Genomic DNA, 19,363 nt, shown 5'->3' with positions numbered 1-19,363 from the left:
ATGAACTAAATAAAAATGTATACTAATTGAGAATGATTATTAATTTTAAAGTGAATAATATTAAAAAATATAAATTATACAAAAGAAAAAATTAAATTATAAAAATATAATTTAATTATATTACATATGGAGGAAAAATGAAAAAAATATACTTGTTAATATTGTTGGTAATACTGTCAATAGCTTCATTATTTATTGGAGTGAGTGATATATCGTTAGTAGATATTATTAATTTAGATAGTGAAAAAATAAATCTTATATTAATTGGTAGATTACCAAGACTTATAAGTATAATCTTTGCTGGAATTGGAATGAGTATAAGTGGACTTATAATGCAGCAGATAAGTAGAAATAAATTTGTTTCACCTACAACTGCTGGAACAATAGATTTTGCTAAATTAGGAATATTAGTATGTATGATTATATTTCCTAAGGCAACAATGATGAACAAGATGCTTTTATCATTTACATTTGCAATACTTGGAACACTTTTATTTATGCAAATACAAAAGAAAATAAAGATTAAAAATATAGTTTTTATACCTCTTATAGGTATGATGCTTGGAAAAATAGTTGGTTCAATAACTATGTTTTTCTCTTATAAGTATGATCTTATTCAAAATATAAATTCATGGATGGAGGGCGATTTCTCATTAATTATGAAAGGGAAATATGAACTATTATATATAAGCATACCCCTTGTAATAATAGCAGCTATATATGCTAATAAGTTCACTATTGCTGGAATGGGAGAGGACTTTTGCACAAATCTAGGAATAAAATATAATCGTGTTGTTAATTTAGGACTAGTTATAGTAGCTTTAATTTCATCAGTGGTAGTTATAACAATAGGTGCAATACCATTCTTAGGTATTATAGTGCCTAATATAGTGACTATGTACTATGGAGATAACTTAAAGAATGTATTAGGACTTACAGCCTTGATAGGACCTATCTTTTTATTAATATGTGATATTTTAGGAAGACTGATTATTTATCCATATGAAATATCAATAAGCTTAACAGTAGGGGTAATAGGTAGCATAGCATTCCTTTACTTAATATTTAGGAGGTCTGGTCATGAGGCATAATAAGAAATTATTAATACTTAGTTTTTTAGCAATAATACTTTGTGTATTGTTTGTAGTAATAGGATTAAATTCAAATAATCTTTCATATGCACTATCAAGAAGGATTCCTAAAGTTATAGCAATAGTTCTAACAGGAGCATCTATAGCATTTTCTTCTGTGATATTTCAAACTATAAGTCGGAATCATATATTAACACCAAGTGTTATTGGACTTGATTCATTATATATGTTAATTCAAACAATAATAGTATTTTTATTTGGATCTAGCAATTTATTTTTAACTGATAAAAAGTTAAATTTCTTATTATCACTTATAACAATGCTATGTTTTACAGGAATTTTGTATAAGTTTTTATTTAAGAAAGGAAGTAAAAATATATTCTTTTTATTACTTGTAGGCCTTGTATTTGGAACATTATTTGATAGCTTAACATCTTTTATGCAGGTAGTTATTGATCCTAATGAGTTTCAAAATTTACAAAATAAAATGTTTGCAAGTTTTAATAATGTAAATACAAATGTACTTTTTATATCTCTTATAATAGTAGTTCTTGTATTTGCATATGTTTATGAACATTTAGATACTTTAGATGTTATGTTGTTAGGAAGAGAGCATTCTATTAATTTAGGTGTAGATTACGATAATATTGTAAAAAAAATGCTTATTTGTGTAGCAATACTTGTATCAGTAGCTACGGCATTAGTTGGACCAATAACATTTTTAGGACTTTTAGTAGTAAATATAGCAAGGCAGATGTTACCTACTTATAAGCATAAATACTTATTTAATGCATCAATTCTTATAAGTATAGTTGCTTTAATTGGAGGACAGTTAATAGTTGAGAGATATATGAATTTTGGAACAACAGTAAGTGTAATTATAAATTTTGTTGGAGGAATTTATTTCATATACCTTTTACTAAAGGAGAGAAGTGTATGATAACAGTAAAAAATATAACTAAAAAATATGGTGAAAAAAAAGTAGTAGATAATGTCTCTTTAGATTTACATGAAAATCAGATAATATCATTTATTGGGCCTAATGGAGCAGGTAAGAGTACATTACTATCAATGATAAGCAGACTTGCTAAGAAAGATAGTGGTGAGGTCGTAATTGATGATAAAGAGCTATCTACATGGCAAGATAAAGATTTATCTAAGACAATATCTATATTAAAACAAAACAATAATATAAACATAAGAATTACAGTCAGAGAGCTTGTTACCTTTGGAAGATTTCCTTATTGTGGTGGGAATTTAACGAGTGAAGATAAAGCTTTTGTTGATGAAGCTATTAATTATATGGAGCTTACTGATTTGCAAGATAGATATTTAGATGAATTAAGTGGAGGACAAAGACAAAGAGCATATATAGCAATGGTTATTGCTCAAGATACTAAGTATATACTTTTAGATGAACCACTTAATAATTTAGATATGAAACATTCAGTTGAAATAATGAAAATTTTAAAGGGATTAGTTAATGAAAAGAGTAAGACTGTGATAATAGTTATTCATGATATAAACTTTGCATCATGTTACTCAGATTATATTGTAGCTTTAAAAAATGGTAAGGTAGTTAACCAAGGAAAAACACGTGAAATAATAAATAAAGAAATTTTAGAAGGCATATATGAAATGAACTTCAATGTTACAAATATAGATAATAGACCAATATGTGTTTATTTTTAATCTATGTTTTAAGATACTAGACAGGCTATTAAAAGGAATAATACATTCCTTTGAGAATAATAGATTAAGGATCATTAAAGAGATGTCTGATGAACATAAAGCATATATATAATTAAATATTAAATTTAGGAGGATACAAATGAAAAATATAAGTAAAAAAACAATAATAATAGTAGTAGCAATAATGGTAGGACTTTTTGGAATAGTAGAAGCTACTAAATTCGCAGGCAAAAGTAGTAATGATAATAATGAGACAATAACAATTACACATAAATTAGGTGAAACTGAAGTAATTAAAAATCCACAAAGAGTAGTAGTTTTTGATTATGGTGTATTAGATTCTTTAGATGCATTAGGAATTAATGTAGTAGGAGTACCTCAAGATGGAATACCTTCTTATTTAGAAAAGTATAGTTCTGATAAGTACATAAGTGTTGGTGGAATAAAAGAGCCAAATTTTGAAAAAGTACATGAAGCAAAGCCTGATTTAATTATAATATCAGGTAGACAAGAAGAAAGTTATGATGAGTTTAGTAAAATAGCGCCAACAATTTATTTAGGAATAGAAAATGAAAGTTATATGGAGTCATTTACTAATAATATGAATGCTTTAGGTCAAATATTTGATAAAGAAGATGAAATTAATAAAACACTTGATGGAATAAATAATAAAATTGCAGATTTAAATAAAAAAACAAGTGAAAGTCAAAAGAATGGATTAATTATATTAGCTAATGATGGTAGCTTTAGTGTATATGGTAAAGAATCAAGATTTGGGATAATACATCAAAACTTTGGTGTTGCACCAGTAGATAGTGACATTGAATCATCTACTCATGGACAAAAGGCCTCATTTGAATATCTTGTTGAAAAGAATCCAGATTATCTTTTCGTAGTAGATAGAAGTGCAGTAGCTGGTGGACAAGTATCTGCACAGGCACTTTTAGATAATGACTTAGTAAAAAGCACTAATGCATACAAAAATAATAATATAGTATATTTAGATGCTAATGTATGGTACATAGCAACTGGTGGAATAAATACAACTTTAAAAATGATAGAAGAAGTTGATAAGGCTTTCCAATAATTTAATATTATCTAAAGCAAAAAATCATGTGTGGATTAATATCTGCATATGATTTTTATTTTTTAGAAATATATTATATTATGAAAGTATTGGGTATTAAATAACTATTAAATAGTTTATAGATAATCTAAGATAAATCTTTATTTAAACATAAAAAAATATATAAAAAAATAACAAAAAGAAAGATTTAGCTTATAGTATAAATAGAATTCTTAGCTTCAGATTAAATATCTTAATACTTGATAATTGAAGCTAAGAAGTTGTTATACAATTTTTATTTTTAGTACTGTTAAACAATAGTGAAAAAGTTAATGCTCAAGTTTTATCTAATTTTTATTAGAAATATAGAAGCATTTTTCTAAAATACAGATTTATTCAAAAGTTTTTATTAAATCAACTAAGTTTTGCTTTATATCATCGATTTTATTAAAATCTATTGCATTAATATATATCTTTTCTAAATCGTCATGATAAGATTTAGCTTTTGCAAGATATAGAGTCGCTTTTGAAATTGTTTCTTTATATTTGTTTTGAATAACAGATAAGTTATGAGCATATTTTTCGTCAGTACCTTTAGTTATTAATTCATCATACATATCTATCATATAATCATTTTCTTTAACTGGAAAATATTCATGTGGAGCAGTTGAATCAAAGATACAGATATCTAATTCTCTCATTATTACCATATCAAGGCTATCTGGATCGAATCCACAATGATACACTTCTGCATCAATTCCTCTTACTTTACATTCTTTTACTAACTTCTTTAACAAAGTAGATTTCCCAGAACCAGGTCTTCCTTTTATAAAATATCTATTAGAAACATTCTCTGTTAAGTTGTCAACAAAATTAACAGCTCCTTTAGGTGTAGCACCACCCAAAAATCTATCTTTTATTATAGCAGTTTTATCAAATTTACTATTTCCTACAAGCTTATTTATAACTTCTATTGTTAATTCATTTGCTTTTTTAAAATCCATATTTTCAATATATATTTTTTCCCAATCATCATGTGTAACAAGAGCTTTTTCAAATAACTTATAAGCATTAGTATAACAAGATGAAATATGCTTTTTAATTTTTAATATATCTTTTGTATGTTCTTTTAATTTATTAGTATCCCAAGCAACGCCTAAGTTAACATATTCTTCAATAGCACCAGGTGCAGTAGGTTCAATAACATGAGGAGCAGTTCCATCAACTATTGCTACTTTAATTTTTGGTATTATTACACCATCAAGAGAATCATTATCAGAAGAACAATGAAGAAATTCTATATCATAACCTTTATTGCACCATTCATTTGCGATAGATTTTATAAGTGTAGATTTTCCTGAGCCAGGTCCACCTTTTAGAATATATATTTTATCCAAATTATCTAAATTAGATGAAAATAAGTTAAAAAACCCTTTTGAAGTATTGGCAGAAGCAAAATAATTTAAAATTTTACCAGACATTTTCATCAACTCCTAAATTAAAATAATTTTAACACTAAATATTATATGACTAGAATTTTTATATGTGTAAATTTAAATAAATATACATTAATTAAGTATTAAGATTTTTTGTATGATTTAAAACAGTGTTGATATATACAATGCTACTTTACCTATTGTATATATCAACACACATTTAAAATAGAGATAAATTTTTATATTTAATAAAAGTATAAAAGTATATATAAAAACACATAATATCTTTGTAATAAATTATAGGGAGTGAATGATATGGATAAAAATCCAAGTATAAAATGTTCAGTTATGTCATGTAAATACAATAATGAAGCGCAAAGTTATTGTACACTAGATCAAATTAATGTAGGTACACATGAAGCTCATCCAAAACAAGTAGAATGTACAGATTGTGAATCTTTTCAATTAAAATAAGTTCAATTTAAATTTGAATTATAGTTAACCCAAACATTAAAAGAGATTTAAAGAAAGTTTTTCTTTAAATCTCTTTTTCTATTATAATTAAATTTAGTACAGTGATTTTAAAATTTAATTAATACTATATTGCAAGTAAAGGTTGATATATACATAATAAGTAAAGATGGACGTAATAATTGAACTTAGAATATGGAGGAATTTTATGGAATATAATTGGGAGAGAACTTTGCCCTTTTTTTATATAGATTTAGATATAGCAAAGGAGCTTTTTAAGGAAACTTTATTAAATGAAGAGGTAAATAATATAGTACCTATTAACGAAGGATGTAGAAGCAGCAATTATGTACTAGAAACTAATAATAGGAACAAATATATACTTAAAATATTTCCTGAGTATGATTGCTATTATGAAAGAGAGAACAACTTATTAAATCTACTTAAAAATGATATTTTAGTACAAAAAGTTTATTTAATATCTAGTAGTAATATTATAAAAAATAAAACCTTTGGTATCTATCAATACGTAGATGGCGTTAATTTAGGTAGAACAATTAGAAGTGGATTTAAAATTAATAAAAGTTTAATGGAAGAATTAGCTATAACATTAGCAAAGATACATAAATTTAAATATAAAGAATGTGGAAAACTAGATAAAGACTTAAAAGTAATACACAATTTATCCCCATTATATAGATTATATGAAGAAAATATGGGGATAAACTTTAGAAATAGATTAGGTGATTATATAGTTAAAAAAATAAACTATATAATAAATTGTAATAAAGAAGTATTACTAGAGTTAGAGAAAAATATCTCTTTAATTCATGGTGATTTTCAAGGAACTAATATACTTATAAAAGATAATAAGATATCTGCAATAATAGATTGGGAATTTTCTATGGCAGGAAATCCATTAATTGATATAGGTCAATTATTTAGATATGAGGATTGTTTTTCTAATGATTTAATTAAAATATTTGAAAAACAATACAATAAATGTTCAGATGATAAATTAATTAATCAGTGGTATAAAATATCTAAGCTAGTTGATTTAATTAGCTTAATTAAATTAATTAATACAAAAGAGGATATGCCTAATAAACATAAAGAAATAAAGAAACTTATAATAAACACATTAGAAATGTTTTAATAGAGTGTTGATATATGCCACTTCACCTATTGCATATATCAACACACATTTAAAATAGAACCTATAAAAATAAAAAATCATAATAAAGATGTTTTTTAGGAATACTAACTTTATTAAAGATTCTTAGTAGAACTATATGTATAGGGGAGAATAATAGAATGGAAGAGAAAAAGATATTTTTAGAGATAGAGAAGCATTTACTTAATGATGAAAAACCAGCCTTGTTTTTAAATGAAGCATTACATAAAGGTAGTTTTGATAAATATCCACTATCAATGATTAAAGATTTAAAGGAAGTACCTCAAAATCCCAAGTATCATCCAGAAGGAAATGTATTTATACATACAATGATGGTAGTTGATGAAGGTGCAAAAAGGCGTGAAATAAGTAATGATAAGAGAATATTTATGTGGACATTATTATTACATGATATAGGAAAAAAACCTACAACTAAAATGAGAAAAGGAAGATTGACTTCATATGATCATGATAAAGTTGGAGCAGAAATGGCAGAAGAATTTTTAAATTACTTTAATGAAAATCGGGAGTTTGTAAATTATGTGAGAAAATTAATAAGATGGCATATGCAAAGTTTATTTGTTGTTAAAAATACAAGATTTCAAGATGTTGAAGGAATCCTAAAAGATGTTGATGTAGATGACATAGGACTAGTCTCACTATGTGATAGATTAGGTAGAGGTGGATTAAATGATTCATCAATAGAACAAACAAAAAATGATATAGAATTCTTTAAAAAGGTATTAAATAGCAAGAAATAAGCTCTGTTTTAATAGAGTGTTGATATATTGATAAGTAAGTGGACTAAAACCCCTTTGTCTATTAGATATGCGAATATACATTTAGAATAGATTAAAATAAAATTTAACTTCTTAAAATTATGAAAATAAATAATTTTAACATTTAAAATTATTTTTAATAATATGAATTAGAGTAATTATTAAGGAGTATATAGATGTTCAAAATGTTTCCATTCAAATTTTGGGGAACTATAAATATAGAAAATTTGGGAAATATGATAGGATCTTTTTTGGAGGATATAGACTTATCGGGTTTAATAAATGAGCTTGATGAAGAATACGAAGAAGAAAATTCTAAAGAATCACAGGAATCTGAAGATTCAAAAGATGAAGATATGGCCGAATTCATACAATTAGAAGAATATGATGATATGTATATATTAACTATTGAATTGAGTGGAGTAGATTTAAGGCAAACCAGTATACAATATAATCCTGGAATATTATCAATAAATTTAAATAAGATGGAAGAAGTATCACAACATATAGGTATGTTTTCATCGAATTGTATGGTAAAGAAAAACTATAGAAAAGAATTTGATAAGATTGAATCTATAGATGAAAGTAAAATCATGAAAATATTAGAAGATGGAGTACTTAAAATATCTATGCCTAAAAAATATGCACTAAATGAAGACTCTAAAATAATAGATGTTAAAAATTATATAGAAAATTAAAATTAGGGAAGATTAAATCTTCCCTAATTTTGTAAAAGTCCTAAATATTATTTTCTTTTATTAGCTACTTCAACATTAACTTTTTTTCTGTTTATTTTACCGCCGATACATTTCTCTAATACTTTAGAAGAAACATCTTCATCTATAGTTACAAATGAGAAATTATCCATAAGATCTATTTTACCAATAGCAGAAGCTCTTACTCTAGTTTGATCTTTTATATAATTTATTAAGATCTTTGGAGTTAAGCCATCTTTTTTTCCAACAGAGAAGAATAAACGTACATCATTTTTTGAAGCACTAGGTGCATCTAATGTATCAGTATTATATTCAAAACTGCTTTCATTTTCGAATTTTATTTTCATTAAAGATGCTATTATAGAAATTGGATCATAAGCTTCATTTAATTCAATAGCACTTGGAACAAATGTGCTAAAATCACCACTATCAATAGTTTCTTTAATTTCAATCATTATGTTAGTAAATTTTCTACTATGTATTTCATTAGCTGTTGGAACTGATTTTTCTGTTATTGTACTCTTAGTTACTCTTTGAATTTGTTTAAGCATACCTAATTCTTTTGGAGATACTAAAGAATATGCAGTACCAGTTCTATTTGCTCTACCAGTTCTTCCTATTCTATGAACATATGATTCTACATCTTGTGGTAAATCATAGTTTATTACATGTGTAATACCGTCAACGTCAATACCTCTAGCAGCTACATCAGTTGCGATTAATAGGTTTAATGAACCTTCTTTAAATTTCTTTAAAGTAGTTAATCTATGTACTTGAGACATATCTCCGTGCATACCCTCAACTACATATCCTTTACCTTGAAGTTCTTCAACTAATTCGTCAACGCCCTTTTTAGTTCTACAGAATATGATAGCAGAAGAAGGATTATCTAAATCTAATAATCTACAAAGTGCTTCAAGTCTATGTTTATTGTTAATCATGAAATAGTTTTGTTCTATTTTAGATACTGTAAGAGAACTTCTCTTTATTGCTACATGTTTAGCATCTGCTTTCATGTAATTCTTAGCTAATTTTGCTATTGGAGCAGGCATTGTAGCTGAGAATAATAAAGTTTGTCTTTCAGCAGGAGTATTACTTATTATAGTTTCAATATCTTCGATGAATCCCATGTTAAGCATTTCGTCTGCTTCATCTAATACTAGGAAATCTACTGTATTTAATTTAAGTATTTTTCTGTTTATAAGGTCTAACACTCTACCTGGAGTTCCAACAACAATATCAATATTATCTCTTCTTAAAGCTTTGATTTGTCTATCGATAGACTCTCCACCATAAACAGGTAATACATTTGCTTTTTCATATTTTGAAAGCTTCTTAAGCTCATCATTTACTTGTACAGCAAGCTCTCTTGTAGGAGCTAAAATAAGTGCTTTAATTCCGTTCGTGTCATTTAATCTGCTAAGTATAGGACAACCATACGCTGCAGTTTTTCCTGTACCAGTTTGTGCTTGACCAATTAAGTCAAAACCTTCTAGTGTTACAGGTATACTTTCTTCTTGTATTTGAGAAGGGGTATTAAATCCTAAATCATCTATTGCTTTTACAATTGTGTCTTTAAGACCTAAAGAATAAAATTTGTTATCGTTCATTAAATATCCTCGTTTCTTTTATCTAAAATTGGTTACTTTATATTACTTAATTTACATAAGTCAAATAAAATAAGTTTAACAGAGTAGTTTATATAATGTCAAATCTAAAAAACTTACAAATTTTGAAAGTTTTGCAATTTATAAGTTTTGGAATTTCTAATTATCTCTATATTTACTGCACACTATTGATCTAACTTTATTTGGAAGTTCATCTTGCTCTTCCTTTGTTAGATTTTTTGTATAAATTGGTGCATGTACTACAAGCTCTACATTTGCCGACTTTATTCTATTGGTTTGTTCTAATAATTTGTAAGTTCCATTAATAGTAAGAGGAACTATAACGCATTTTGATTTTAAAGCTAATTTAAAACTACCTGCTTTAAAATCACCGATTTCTTTTCCCTTACTTCTAGTACCTTCTGGAAATATAACCATAGAATAGCCAGTTTTAAGTATGTTAATTCCTTGAACTATTGCTTCAGCAGACTTCCTTAAATTTTTTCTATCCATGAATACGCAATTTATGTATTTCATCCATGTACTAATAAAAGGAAGAGTTTCTAATTCCTTTTTTGCAATAAAGCCTTTTGGTACATCGATAGAACTCATTAATAATGGAATATCAAAATTACTTTGATGATTAGATATAAATAATATAGTTTCACCTTCAGGTATATTGTCTAATCCTATCACATTAACTCTCGCACCACAAGCTTTCATTATAAATCTTGCCCACTTAGAAGTAACTTTATGAATAAATTCTGTTTTTTCTTTTAAATTGCCTTTCTTTTCTAAGGATTTAATTTTTAATTTATTCATAGATACGAATAATAAACTAAAAATTATGGCTATAAAAAATATTATGGTCCTTATCATATTTACACATCCTTAAATTTAATTACTACATAATATAGTATATTATAAAAATGCATTATTTAAAAGATAGCAGTAAATACTTAAATGATAAGTATACAATTTAATTCTAGCCAAAAAATAAGAATTTTAGAATATATAATAAGATTTATTTAAATTTATTTTAATATAAAATTAAAGGAAAATAACATAAAAAAGGATATAATTATTATAGTAGATAAAATATTGTTAATTATATAAAAAATTACGATAAATAATACGATAAATAAAATGAAGATAAATAAAGTAGAGGAGAATCAAATGGATATAGATGCACTGGAGAAAAATAATGATCTTATGGGCCTTAGTGATGAAGAAGTAACTGAAAGAATTGCTGAAGGAAAAGTAAATTATATTCCAAAAGCTCCATCAAGAACATTATGGCAAATAATTAGAGCTAATTTATTTACTAGTTTTAATGCTATAAATTTTATATTAGCAATTATAGTAATAATAGCTGGATCACCTAAAAATTCGATATTTGCTGGCGTTATATTAGTTAATACTTTAATTGGTATAGCACAAGAGCTTAGAGCTAAAAAAACATTAGAAAAATTATCTGTTATAAATGAAGCTTACGCTAATGTTTTAAGAAATGGAGAGGTAAAAAAAATACCTTTAGAAAAAATTGTTTTAGATGACATATTGTATTTGGATACAGGAGCACAAATACTAGCAGATTGTGAAGTTATTTCATCAGTAGAACTAGAGGTTGACGAATCTATGTTAACTGGAGAATCCGACTCTATTATAAAATATAGTGATGATAAATTATTTTCTGGAAGTTTTGTTGTAGCTGGGGAAGCATATGCCAAAGTAACTAGCGTTGGTAAAGAAACATATGCATCAAGACTTGCAGAAGAAGCTAAAAAGTTTAAATTAATAAACTCAGAATTACAAAATGCTATAAATAAAATATTTAGAGTAATAATATGGATAATAATTCCGTTATCAATTTTACTTACAGTAACTCAACTTATGATAAATAATGTAACGTGGCAGCAAGCATCTATTTGTACTGTAGCTGGAATTATAGGAATGATTCCAGAAGGATTAGTACTTTTAACAAGTGCTACTTTTATAGTTGCAATAGTTAAACTAGCTAAGTATGATACGTTAGTTCAAGAATTATGTTCAACAGAAGTTTTAGCTAGAGTAGATGTACTATGCTTAGACAAAACTGGTACATTAACAGAAGGAAATTTAAAATTAGTTGAAATAAAAAATATTAGTGATATTAAATTAGAAGATATAGATACAGTATTAGCTGCACTTATGCAGAATCTTCCTAGTAGTAATGCAACTCAAAAAGCCATATTAGAAAGATACAAAGAGTTTAATAATAATTTAGAATGTACAAATAAAATAGTATTTTCATCTAAAAGAAAATGGGGTGGAGCTACTTTTAAAGATTTAGGTACTTGGGTAATGGGAGCACCAGAAATTATATTAAACAAAGAATATAGTGATATTAAATCATTAGTAGATGAGGAAGCTGCAAAGGGAAGAAGGGTATTACTTTTAGGTAAGGTTAAAAATAATAAACTTAATCATAAATTAAGTGGAGAAATTGAAGCGGTGGCTTTAATATTAATAGAAGACATAATTAGAGAACAAGCACCAGATGTACTAGAATATTTTAATAAACAAGATGTAGAAGTTAAGATAATATCAGGTGATAATCCACTGACTGTTTCAACTGTTGCTAAAAAGGCAGGAGTAAATGGATGGGAAAACTCAATAGATGCTAGAAATCTTCCGGAAAATGAAGAAAAATTTAATGAAATGATTAAAAGTAATACTGTTTTTGGAAGAGTAACGCCTCATCAAAAGAAGAGAATAGTTAAATCACTTCAAACTTTAGGGCATACTGTTGCTATGACAGGTGATGGGGTAAATGATGTACTTGCATTAAAAGAATCAGATTGTGGAATAGCAATGGCAAATGGATCAGATGCAACTAAAGCAGTGGCACAGTTAGTATTATTAAAATCAGACTTTTCAGCGTTGCCTAAGGTTGTTGAAGAAGGAAGAAAACAAATAAATAATTTAGAAAGAGTTGCTGAGTTATTTTTATCAAAGACAGTATATTCTATAATATTAGCTTTAGTTTTCTCATTATTACTTTTACCATTCCCAGTTTTACCAATACAAATGTCATTAGTAGGAAGTTGTGCGATTGGTATTCCAGCATTTTTCTTGGCTTTACTTCCTAATGAAGGTGGAGTAAAGAAAGGATTTTTACATAGAATTTTAACTGTTAGTATTCCTAATGGTATATTTTTAGCTTTATTTACAACATTAACATTTATAATTTCACTTTATGTAGGAGCTTCAATAGAGTATAGTAGAACTTTAGCATTACTTATGTTTGCTGGAGTAAGCATGATTATTTTACTTAAAGTATCAAGACCATTAACAACATTTAAATTTTGTTTAGTAGTATTAATGTTTGGTATAGTTGTAATTGCATTTATTACTCCAGCAGGAAGAGTGATTTTTACGTTAGAAAAATTAAAATTAAGACATTGGATAATATCTTTAGCAGTAATAATATTATCAGCGCCATTGATTACTAAAATTGTAGACTTAGTAAGGAAGAAAGTTAATAAAGTATTTAAATTCGAATATTAGGTATTGGGAAGTGATAGATTAATGTTTAAAAATGATTATATGAAGGAAATGGAAAACAGTTTAGATTTAATAAAGGAAGAAGTAAATAAAAAACTAATAAATGAGGAAATTAAAAAGGCTAAAATTGCAGTAAATACTCAGCTTAAAAATTTAGTTGGATTAGATATAAATGCTATTGATACTTTATCGTTTAATAGTGTTAGAGAAATAATTAGTAAAGATGCTTCTTATAATTTAGGGAAATATATTGCACTAGGAGAATTATTGCAATTACAAGGAAAGATTTGCTTAAAAGATAATGATGAATCAATGATGTTAAATTATTATTTAAAATCACTAGAAGCCTTTTATGAAATATATGATGAGGAAGAGATTAATAATGATAAGTATATTAAAGATATAGAATGTTTAATAAATGATTTAAGAGAATATGATGTTCCACTAGAAAGTGATATGGAAATCTTTAAGTTCTATGAATTAATGAATAAGTTAGATAAAGCAGAAGATATGTTGTTTTACATTATAGAGAAAAGCAATAATGATAAAAGTAACATAGAAATGGGATTAGAATTCTATAATAAATTAAAACAAAGACCAGAAGAAGAACTAATAAAAGGAAACTTACCATTAGAAGAAGTAGAAGATAGCTATTTAGAACTTAGTAAAAAACTTAAGTAAGTATGTTGAATATTTTAATATAAAGCTCACTGAGCTAAGGAATTTACTTTAAGAATACTAGAATAAAGCTTAGTCTAATTAATGCGTGTTCCCAATGAAACATTGTACGGTGTGAAAGTTCATGTTACCAAATATAAAATTTGGACACTTACTTTTGACAAGCAATTAATTCAACAAATCTTTATTAAGGATTCTAAAAAGTAAATTCTAATGTCAGATTCGCCTTTATATTAAAATACTAACATTAATAAAAGGTAATGCTTTTAGTAATTTAACTTGGTTGGAATGTTAAAGTGAGTATAGTCCCATTTTAGCTTGCTCCCAATATAAAATTGAGACAAGCAGCAAATGTGAATTAAAAAGAGGAAACTCGACTCCTGTATAGTCGCTGAGTAAGTTCGATGGACATAATATAAAATTCTGATTCTCAAAGTCCAATTACAATGCCAACTTTACATATTGCATATCTCAACATTTTAATTGCTTTAGTGAAGATGGATTGTATAAATAGCATTACTTGACAATGGATAATAACTATAATAAAATTTAATATATAATTTCATAATTCAAGTCCTCATAGTTAAATGGATAGAACAGTCCCCTCCTAAGGGACAGATGTAGGTTCGATTCCTACTGGGGATACCAATTAAAATCCACAAACTATTATATACTATAGTTTGTGGATTTTTTATTACCAAAGTACATTCTTAAATAAATATAATGTAACCTTATCTTTTCATTAAATAATAAATCTTTGGTGAGTCATATCTACCTTTGTTTTTATTATATATTTGTTCAATAATCTGCTTAAATTTTTTATTTTCTTTATTTCTTTTTTCTTATCAATCCAACCCACTCATAGTTGATTTCTCGCAATACCATATTCGCTGTTTAGCTCCGCTAACGTCATTCCTGTCTACTATCATATTCTTATATTCTTGTGTATATCTCTTACCATTACCCATATGGACACATCCTTACTTAAATAAATACATTTTACTTGTGTCCACTAATTTATACTAACACCAATAATACCTTTTAATGAGAATATTAAGAATTAAGACTAGAAACGTAAAGTACGAACAATGATCTTTGAAAACTGAATAATACGGTATTATAAAAAAAACTATTTTCCATTTTATGTGTGAGTGCTATTATGATAGCATGAAAAATACAGGATGAGTGTAATGTGCTAAATTACAATTATTTGATATTGTGATGCTAAGATTATTTATTTTTGGGCGTGATCTATCTATATGATAACTCATAGAAAAGAAATAGTCTATACTTTTTTTTATTTATCCGTATAATTATTATTGTTGCAACAAATAAATAATTGGATTGGAGAAAGAATATGATAAAGAAGAAAATAGCAAATATCCCTTTTGGACCATTTATTACAGTTTTAGCAGGGGCGATGGTTAATGGAAAGCCAAACTATGCCACACTAGGCGCATATGGTGTTGTAAGTGAGAAGCCTGTATTGTATATTTCATTGAAAAATTCCCACTATACAACTTCAGGCGTATTGGAAAATGGATTCTTTAGTGTAAACATACCATCCTCTGAGTCTATTGATAAGACTGATTTTTGTGGGTGTATCTCTGGTAATAAAGAAGATAAATCGAATGTTTTTGATTCATTTTATGATGATGCAGGAAATGCGCCAATGATAAAAGAATGTCCTGTAAATTATCTTTGTAAGGTGATACAGACAATTCCTATATTTGATTTTACGATGTTTATTGGAGAAATTGTTGCAGTATATGCGAATGAAGACTGTTTGGAAAATGGAAGACCAAATGCTCTAAAAGTTAAACCAACAATAATGATGGGTTCAGGGTACTTTGATCTAAAGGATAGAGTTGGTTCAATATTTAAAACATATAGTACAATAAGTACCGCTGATCCTAAACAATAAGTATTAATATAAGGATGATACAGAATTTTATTATCTTACGTCCTAACTTAAAATCGAATAATTAATAAAAATACCGCATTATTCAGAAATGAATCTTACGGTATTTTTATCTCTATTTTTTAAAATTTTAAACATAATATATATAATATATTAAAGTACAGTATACTAATATTTTTTTAAGTAGGTCTTGATAATTTTATTTTAAAACAAAAGAAAAGAATGCCCCATCTAATCCTAAAAGATAAGCATTCTTTTCCTTAACCGTTAAAAATCTAATAGCCCTAATACTAAAAAACGTTCTAGGAGAGTGTCATGTTACCCGCATGGCACTTTTTTATATCTTTATTATATTACAATTCAAATAAAAATAAACATAAAACATGACTAAAAAACTTTAGTAAGAATATTTAATCTTAAAGTATTGTTAGGGTATAAATTTAGCATTCCTAAGTACAATTACTCAGTTCACTTCAACTTATGTACATATCAACACTGTATCAAAGCATGTTATTGAAATTTTTTTGTTCATTATATGGATAATTATGTATTAAATTTTGTGCAGTTTAACGAAATAAGGGAAATATTAAATTTTATAATGCATTTTTTAGTAAATTCAATTAAAATATATATATGTAAACTAAATTCATGTTATACAAATTAAGTAATTAGTAAAAACGCATAAGTCATAACAAAGGAAAGGAAGTATATTGCATGGAGATTTTTGCTGAACAATTTATTCCTTCAGACAGATCGCATGAAAGTAGCCAAGTAATGAAAAAGATTTCAATAGTATTGTTTATACTATCTTTATTTATAATTTTTTTATCATTAATGATAGCTATATCAGTAATGTTATTATCAGTAGTTTTATTTTTAACTAGTATGTGTATGTATGTTGATTATGAGTATGAATTTTTTGATGGAACTTTAACTGTAACTAAAATATTTAATATGAGTAAAAGAAAAATTGCATTAAAGGTGGACAAAGGTTCTATAAAAAATTTATATGCTTTAGAAGCTAAGAATGATAATAATTCAAAAATAAAAAAATTTTATACTACTAATATTGAAGGTCTTAAGAAATATAATTTTGAATTAAATAATGGAAAGATAGTTCAACTAGCTTTAAATACTGAAATAGAAAAGTTAGTAAATATTTTTCTTAAAAATAATATGTAAGATAATATGTAAAAAAAGTCACATCATTTTTAATGATGTGACTTTTTATATTTTAATTTATAAAAATATAAAATGACTAGAATTAGGAAATAAGTAAATAAATTTTTTATTAGGATTTCATAAGACATTATTTTAAAAATGTTTTGGATTTTAGAGTGATAATTTTATGTAATTAACTATAATTTTTAACTTAGTATGAATAATATTATTTACTTTTTATATGGAACTGATGTCATAAAGTATTAAATTAAGATAGATAATAATACTTCGAAATATATAATTATAGTTTTATTATTATTATTATTTAAGGAAAAATACCTCTATAATTTAAATGAAATAACTTAAATTTTGTTTAATTTTAGTATTTACTAGCTCATGGTATTTAAAGTCAATAATTTATAACATTTTTATGGTAAGTTCAGTTATATTTTTAAAAGTGTTGACATAGAAATGTGGAACTGGTATCATAAATTCATGAAAACGGTTAGCTAGAAAAATTAATTAGGAGGAAATGAGTATGAAAGAGCAAGTTGTGGCGCAAGAGATATTAAAAAGTATCGGGGGAAAAGAAAATATAAAGTCTATAGAGCATTGTGCAACTAGACTTAGAATTATACTAAAAGATAAAGAGAAAATTGATGAAAAATCAATAGAAAATATAGATGGAGTTAAAGGTCAATTTTTTGCAGCAGGTCAATATCAAGTTATTTTAGGAACAGGATTCGTTAATAAAGTATACTCACAAATAGTTAATGAATCAGATAATTTATCCAATACTAGTGCAAAAGAAGATGCATATAGTGAAATGACAATGTTACAAAAGATTTCTAGAACTTTTGGAGATGTATTTGTTCCAATAATTCCAGTGTTAGTAGCAACAGGATTATTTATGGGATTAAGAGGCTTACTTCAAAATTTAGGTGTTGAAATGAATGAAAACTTCATTCTTTTCACACAAGTTTTAACAGATACAGCATTTGCGTTCTTACCAGCATTAGTTGCATGGTCAACAATGAAAAAATTTGGTGGAACACCAGTTATAGGTATGGTAATAGGTCTTATGCTTGTAGCACCTCAATTACCTAACGCTTATGGGGTAGCAGCAGGTACAGAAAGTCCAATATATTTATCAATGCTTGGATTATCAATACCAGTTGTAGGATATCAAGGATCAGTATTACCAGCATTAGTTTTAGGAATTATAGCAGCTAAAACTCAAAAGGCACTTAAAAAAGTTATACCAGATGTACTTGATTTAATAGTTACTCCTTTTATAACATTATTAGTTGCAATGATACTGGGATTATTAGTTGTTGGTCCATTAATGCATACAATGGAACTTTGGGTATTTGGAGCAATTAAAGGATTTATGTCTCTTCCATTTGGTTTAGGCGGATTAGTAGTAGGTGGAGTTCACCAAATAATAGTAGTAACTGGGATACATCATGCATTTAGTGCTTTAGAAGTTGAACTTTTAGCAACAACAGGAACTAATGCATTCAATGCAATGATTACTTGTGGAATAGTAGCACAAGGTGCAGCAGCAGTTGCAGTTGCATTAAAGACAAGAGATAAGAAAAAACGTTCATTATATATTTCATCAGCTATTCCAGCATTCTTAGGAATTACAGAACCAGCTATATTCGGAATAAACTTAAGATTTATAAAACCATTTGTATTTGGTTGTATAGGTGGAGCAGCAGGTGGTATGCTTGCAGGAATGCTTAAGTTAGCAGGAACAGGAATGGGAGTTACAGCTCTTCCAGGTACATTATTATATATGAATAGTTTACCAGGATATTTATTAATAAACGGTGTTGCAATGGCTGTTGCATTCTGTTTAACATATTTCTTATTTAAGTCAGAAGAATAAAAAATAAAATAAAAAAATTGTATAGATTTAGTGAGATTAATTTCTTACTAAATCTATATCATTATATAAAACTATTTTAAATTTTTGTTATTACACATAAGATAATAGTATTGATAGTATGCAATAATATT

The 19,363-nt window shown here is 26.4% G+C and carries 17 protein-coding genes and 1 tRNA gene; 14 read left to right on the top strand and 4 right to left on the bottom strand.

Annotated elements, in window-relative coordinates:
* Window positions 1-137: 137 nt before the first annotated feature.
* The 4 genes from RYM86_RS08935 to RYM86_RS08920 all read left to right on the top strand — a co-directional run bounded on the left by RYM86_RS08935 (window position 138) and on the right by RYM86_RS08920 (window position 3,870).
* A complete protein-coding gene (locus RYM86_RS08935; protein ID WP_315079710.1) occupies window positions 138-1,091 on the top strand; it encodes an iron chelate uptake ABC transporter family permease subunit in 954 nt (317 codons plus the stop codon).
* Window positions 1,081-2,031 (top strand): iron chelate uptake ABC transporter family permease subunit, encoded by a 951-nt coding sequence (locus RYM86_RS08930; RefSeq protein ID WP_315079709.1) that lies wholly within the window; start codon window positions 1,081-1,083, stop codon window positions 2,029-2,031. The genes RYM86_RS08935 and RYM86_RS08930 overlap by 11 nt, the downstream gene beginning before the upstream one ends.
* Window positions 2,028-2,783 carry an ATP-binding cassette domain-containing protein gene (locus RYM86_RS08925; protein WP_315079706.1) on the top strand — a complete coding sequence of 252 codons (756 nt, stop codon included), beginning with the start codon at window positions 2,028-2,030 and terminating at the stop codon, window positions 2,781-2,783. The genes RYM86_RS08930 and RYM86_RS08925 overlap by 4 nt, the downstream gene beginning before the upstream one ends.
* Window positions 2,784-2,922: 139 nt before the next feature.
* Window positions 2,923-3,870, top strand: a complete 948-nt coding sequence (locus RYM86_RS08920; RefSeq protein ID WP_315079705.1) for a siderophore ABC transporter substrate-binding protein — start codon at window positions 2,923-2,925, stop codon at window positions 3,868-3,870.
* A gap of 371 nt (window positions 3,871-4,241) precedes the next feature.
* On the opposite strand, the gene RYM86_RS08915 is transcribed toward RYM86_RS08920, so the two are convergent.
* Window positions 4,242-5,330 (bottom strand): PRK06851 family protein, encoded by a 1,089-nt coding sequence (locus RYM86_RS08915; RefSeq protein WP_315079702.1) that lies wholly within the window; start codon window positions 5,328-5,330, stop codon window positions 4,242-4,244.
* Between the two features lie 270 nt (window positions 5,331-5,600).
* On the opposite strand from RYM86_RS08915, the gene RYM86_RS08910 reads away from it, so the two are divergent.
* From RYM86_RS08910 to RYM86_RS08895, 4 genes are all read left to right on the top strand, one after another.
* Complete coding sequence (locus RYM86_RS08910; protein WP_315079700.1) at window positions 5,601-5,759, top strand: DUF1540 domain-containing protein; 159 nt, start codon at window positions 5,601-5,603, stop codon at window positions 5,757-5,759.
* A 205-nt stretch (window positions 5,760-5,964) separates the two neighbouring features.
* A complete protein-coding gene (locus RYM86_RS08905; protein WP_315079699.1) occupies window positions 5,965-6,912 on the top strand; it encodes an aminoglycoside phosphotransferase family protein in 948 nt (315 codons plus the stop codon).
* A 158-nt stretch (window positions 6,913-7,070) separates the two neighbouring features.
* On the top strand, window positions 7,071-7,691 hold the full coding sequence (locus tag RYM86_RS08900; protein WP_315079698.1) for an HDIG domain-containing metalloprotein: 621 nt from the start codon (window positions 7,071-7,073) through the stop codon (window positions 7,689-7,691).
* A 194-nt stretch (window positions 7,692-7,885) separates the two neighbouring features.
* Window positions 7,886-8,407, top strand: coding sequence for an Hsp20/alpha crystallin family protein (locus RYM86_RS08895; RefSeq protein WP_315079697.1), 522 nt, complete (start codon window positions 7,886-7,888; stop codon window positions 8,405-8,407).
* A 47-nt stretch (window positions 8,408-8,454) separates the two neighbouring features.
* On the opposite strand, the gene RYM86_RS08890 is transcribed toward RYM86_RS08895, so the two are convergent.
* Complete coding sequence (locus tag RYM86_RS08890; protein WP_315079695.1) at window positions 8,455-10,035, bottom strand: DEAD/DEAH box helicase; 1,581 nt, start codon at window positions 10,033-10,035, stop codon at window positions 8,455-8,457.
* 156 nt (window positions 10,036-10,191) lie between these two features.
* A complete protein-coding gene (locus tag RYM86_RS08885; RefSeq protein WP_315079693.1) occupies window positions 10,192-10,911 on the bottom strand; it encodes a lysophospholipid acyltransferase family protein in 720 nt (239 codons plus the stop codon).
* A 297-nt stretch (window positions 10,912-11,208) separates the two neighbouring features.
* Here RYM86_RS08885 and RYM86_RS08880 point away from each other — a divergent pair, with 297 nt between their 5' ends.
* The 3 genes from RYM86_RS08880 (at window position 11,209) to RYM86_RS08870 (ending at window position 14,904) form a co-directional block, all read left to right on the top strand.
* Window positions 11,209-13,581, top strand: a complete 2,373-nt coding sequence (locus RYM86_RS08880; protein WP_315079691.1) for a cation-translocating P-type ATPase — start codon at window positions 11,209-11,211, stop codon at window positions 13,579-13,581.
* A 21-nt stretch (window positions 13,582-13,602) separates the two neighbouring features.
* Window positions 13,603-14,259 (top strand): DUF6483 family protein, encoded by a 657-nt coding sequence (locus RYM86_RS08875; RefSeq protein ID WP_315079688.1) that lies wholly within the window; start codon window positions 13,603-13,605, stop codon window positions 14,257-14,259.
* A gap of 570 nt (window positions 14,260-14,829) precedes the next feature.
* Window positions 14,830-14,904 (top strand) — tRNA-Arg (locus tag RYM86_RS08870).
* Window positions 14,905-15,101: 197 nt separating this feature from the next.
* Here the strand turns inward: RYM86_RS08870 and RYM86_RS08865 are convergent.
* On the bottom strand, window positions 15,102-15,224 hold the full coding sequence (locus RYM86_RS08865; RefSeq protein WP_315079686.1) for a hypothetical protein: 123 nt from the start codon (window positions 15,222-15,224) through the stop codon (window positions 15,102-15,104).
* Between the two features lie 389 nt (window positions 15,225-15,613).
* Between RYM86_RS08865 and RYM86_RS08860 the strand changes: the two genes are divergently transcribed.
* From RYM86_RS08860 to RYM86_RS08850, 3 genes are all read left to right on the top strand, one after another.
* On the top strand, window positions 15,614-16,180 hold the full coding sequence (locus tag RYM86_RS08860) for a flavin reductase family protein (RefSeq protein ID WP_315079724.1): 567 nt from the start codon (window positions 15,614-15,616) through the stop codon (window positions 16,178-16,180).
* A 711-nt stretch (window positions 16,181-16,891) separates the two neighbouring features.
* Window positions 16,892-17,359 (top strand): hypothetical protein, encoded by a 468-nt coding sequence (locus RYM86_RS08855; protein WP_315079685.1) that lies wholly within the window; start codon window positions 16,892-16,894, stop codon window positions 17,357-17,359.
* A 517-nt stretch (window positions 17,360-17,876) separates the two neighbouring features.
* Window positions 17,877-19,232 carry a sucrose-specific PTS transporter subunit IIBC gene (locus tag RYM86_RS08850; protein WP_315079683.1) on the top strand — a complete coding sequence of 452 codons (1,356 nt, stop codon included), beginning with the start codon at window positions 17,877-17,879 and terminating at the stop codon, window positions 19,230-19,232.
* The last annotated feature ends 131 nt before the right edge of the window (window positions 19,233-19,363 follow it).

Origin of the sequence: uncultured Clostridium sp., assembly GCF_963527835.1 — a bacterium.
Lineage (GTDB): Bacteria > Bacillota > Clostridia > Clostridiales > Clostridiaceae > Clostridium.
This window is presented reverse-complemented; position numbering and strand designations above follow the sequence as displayed.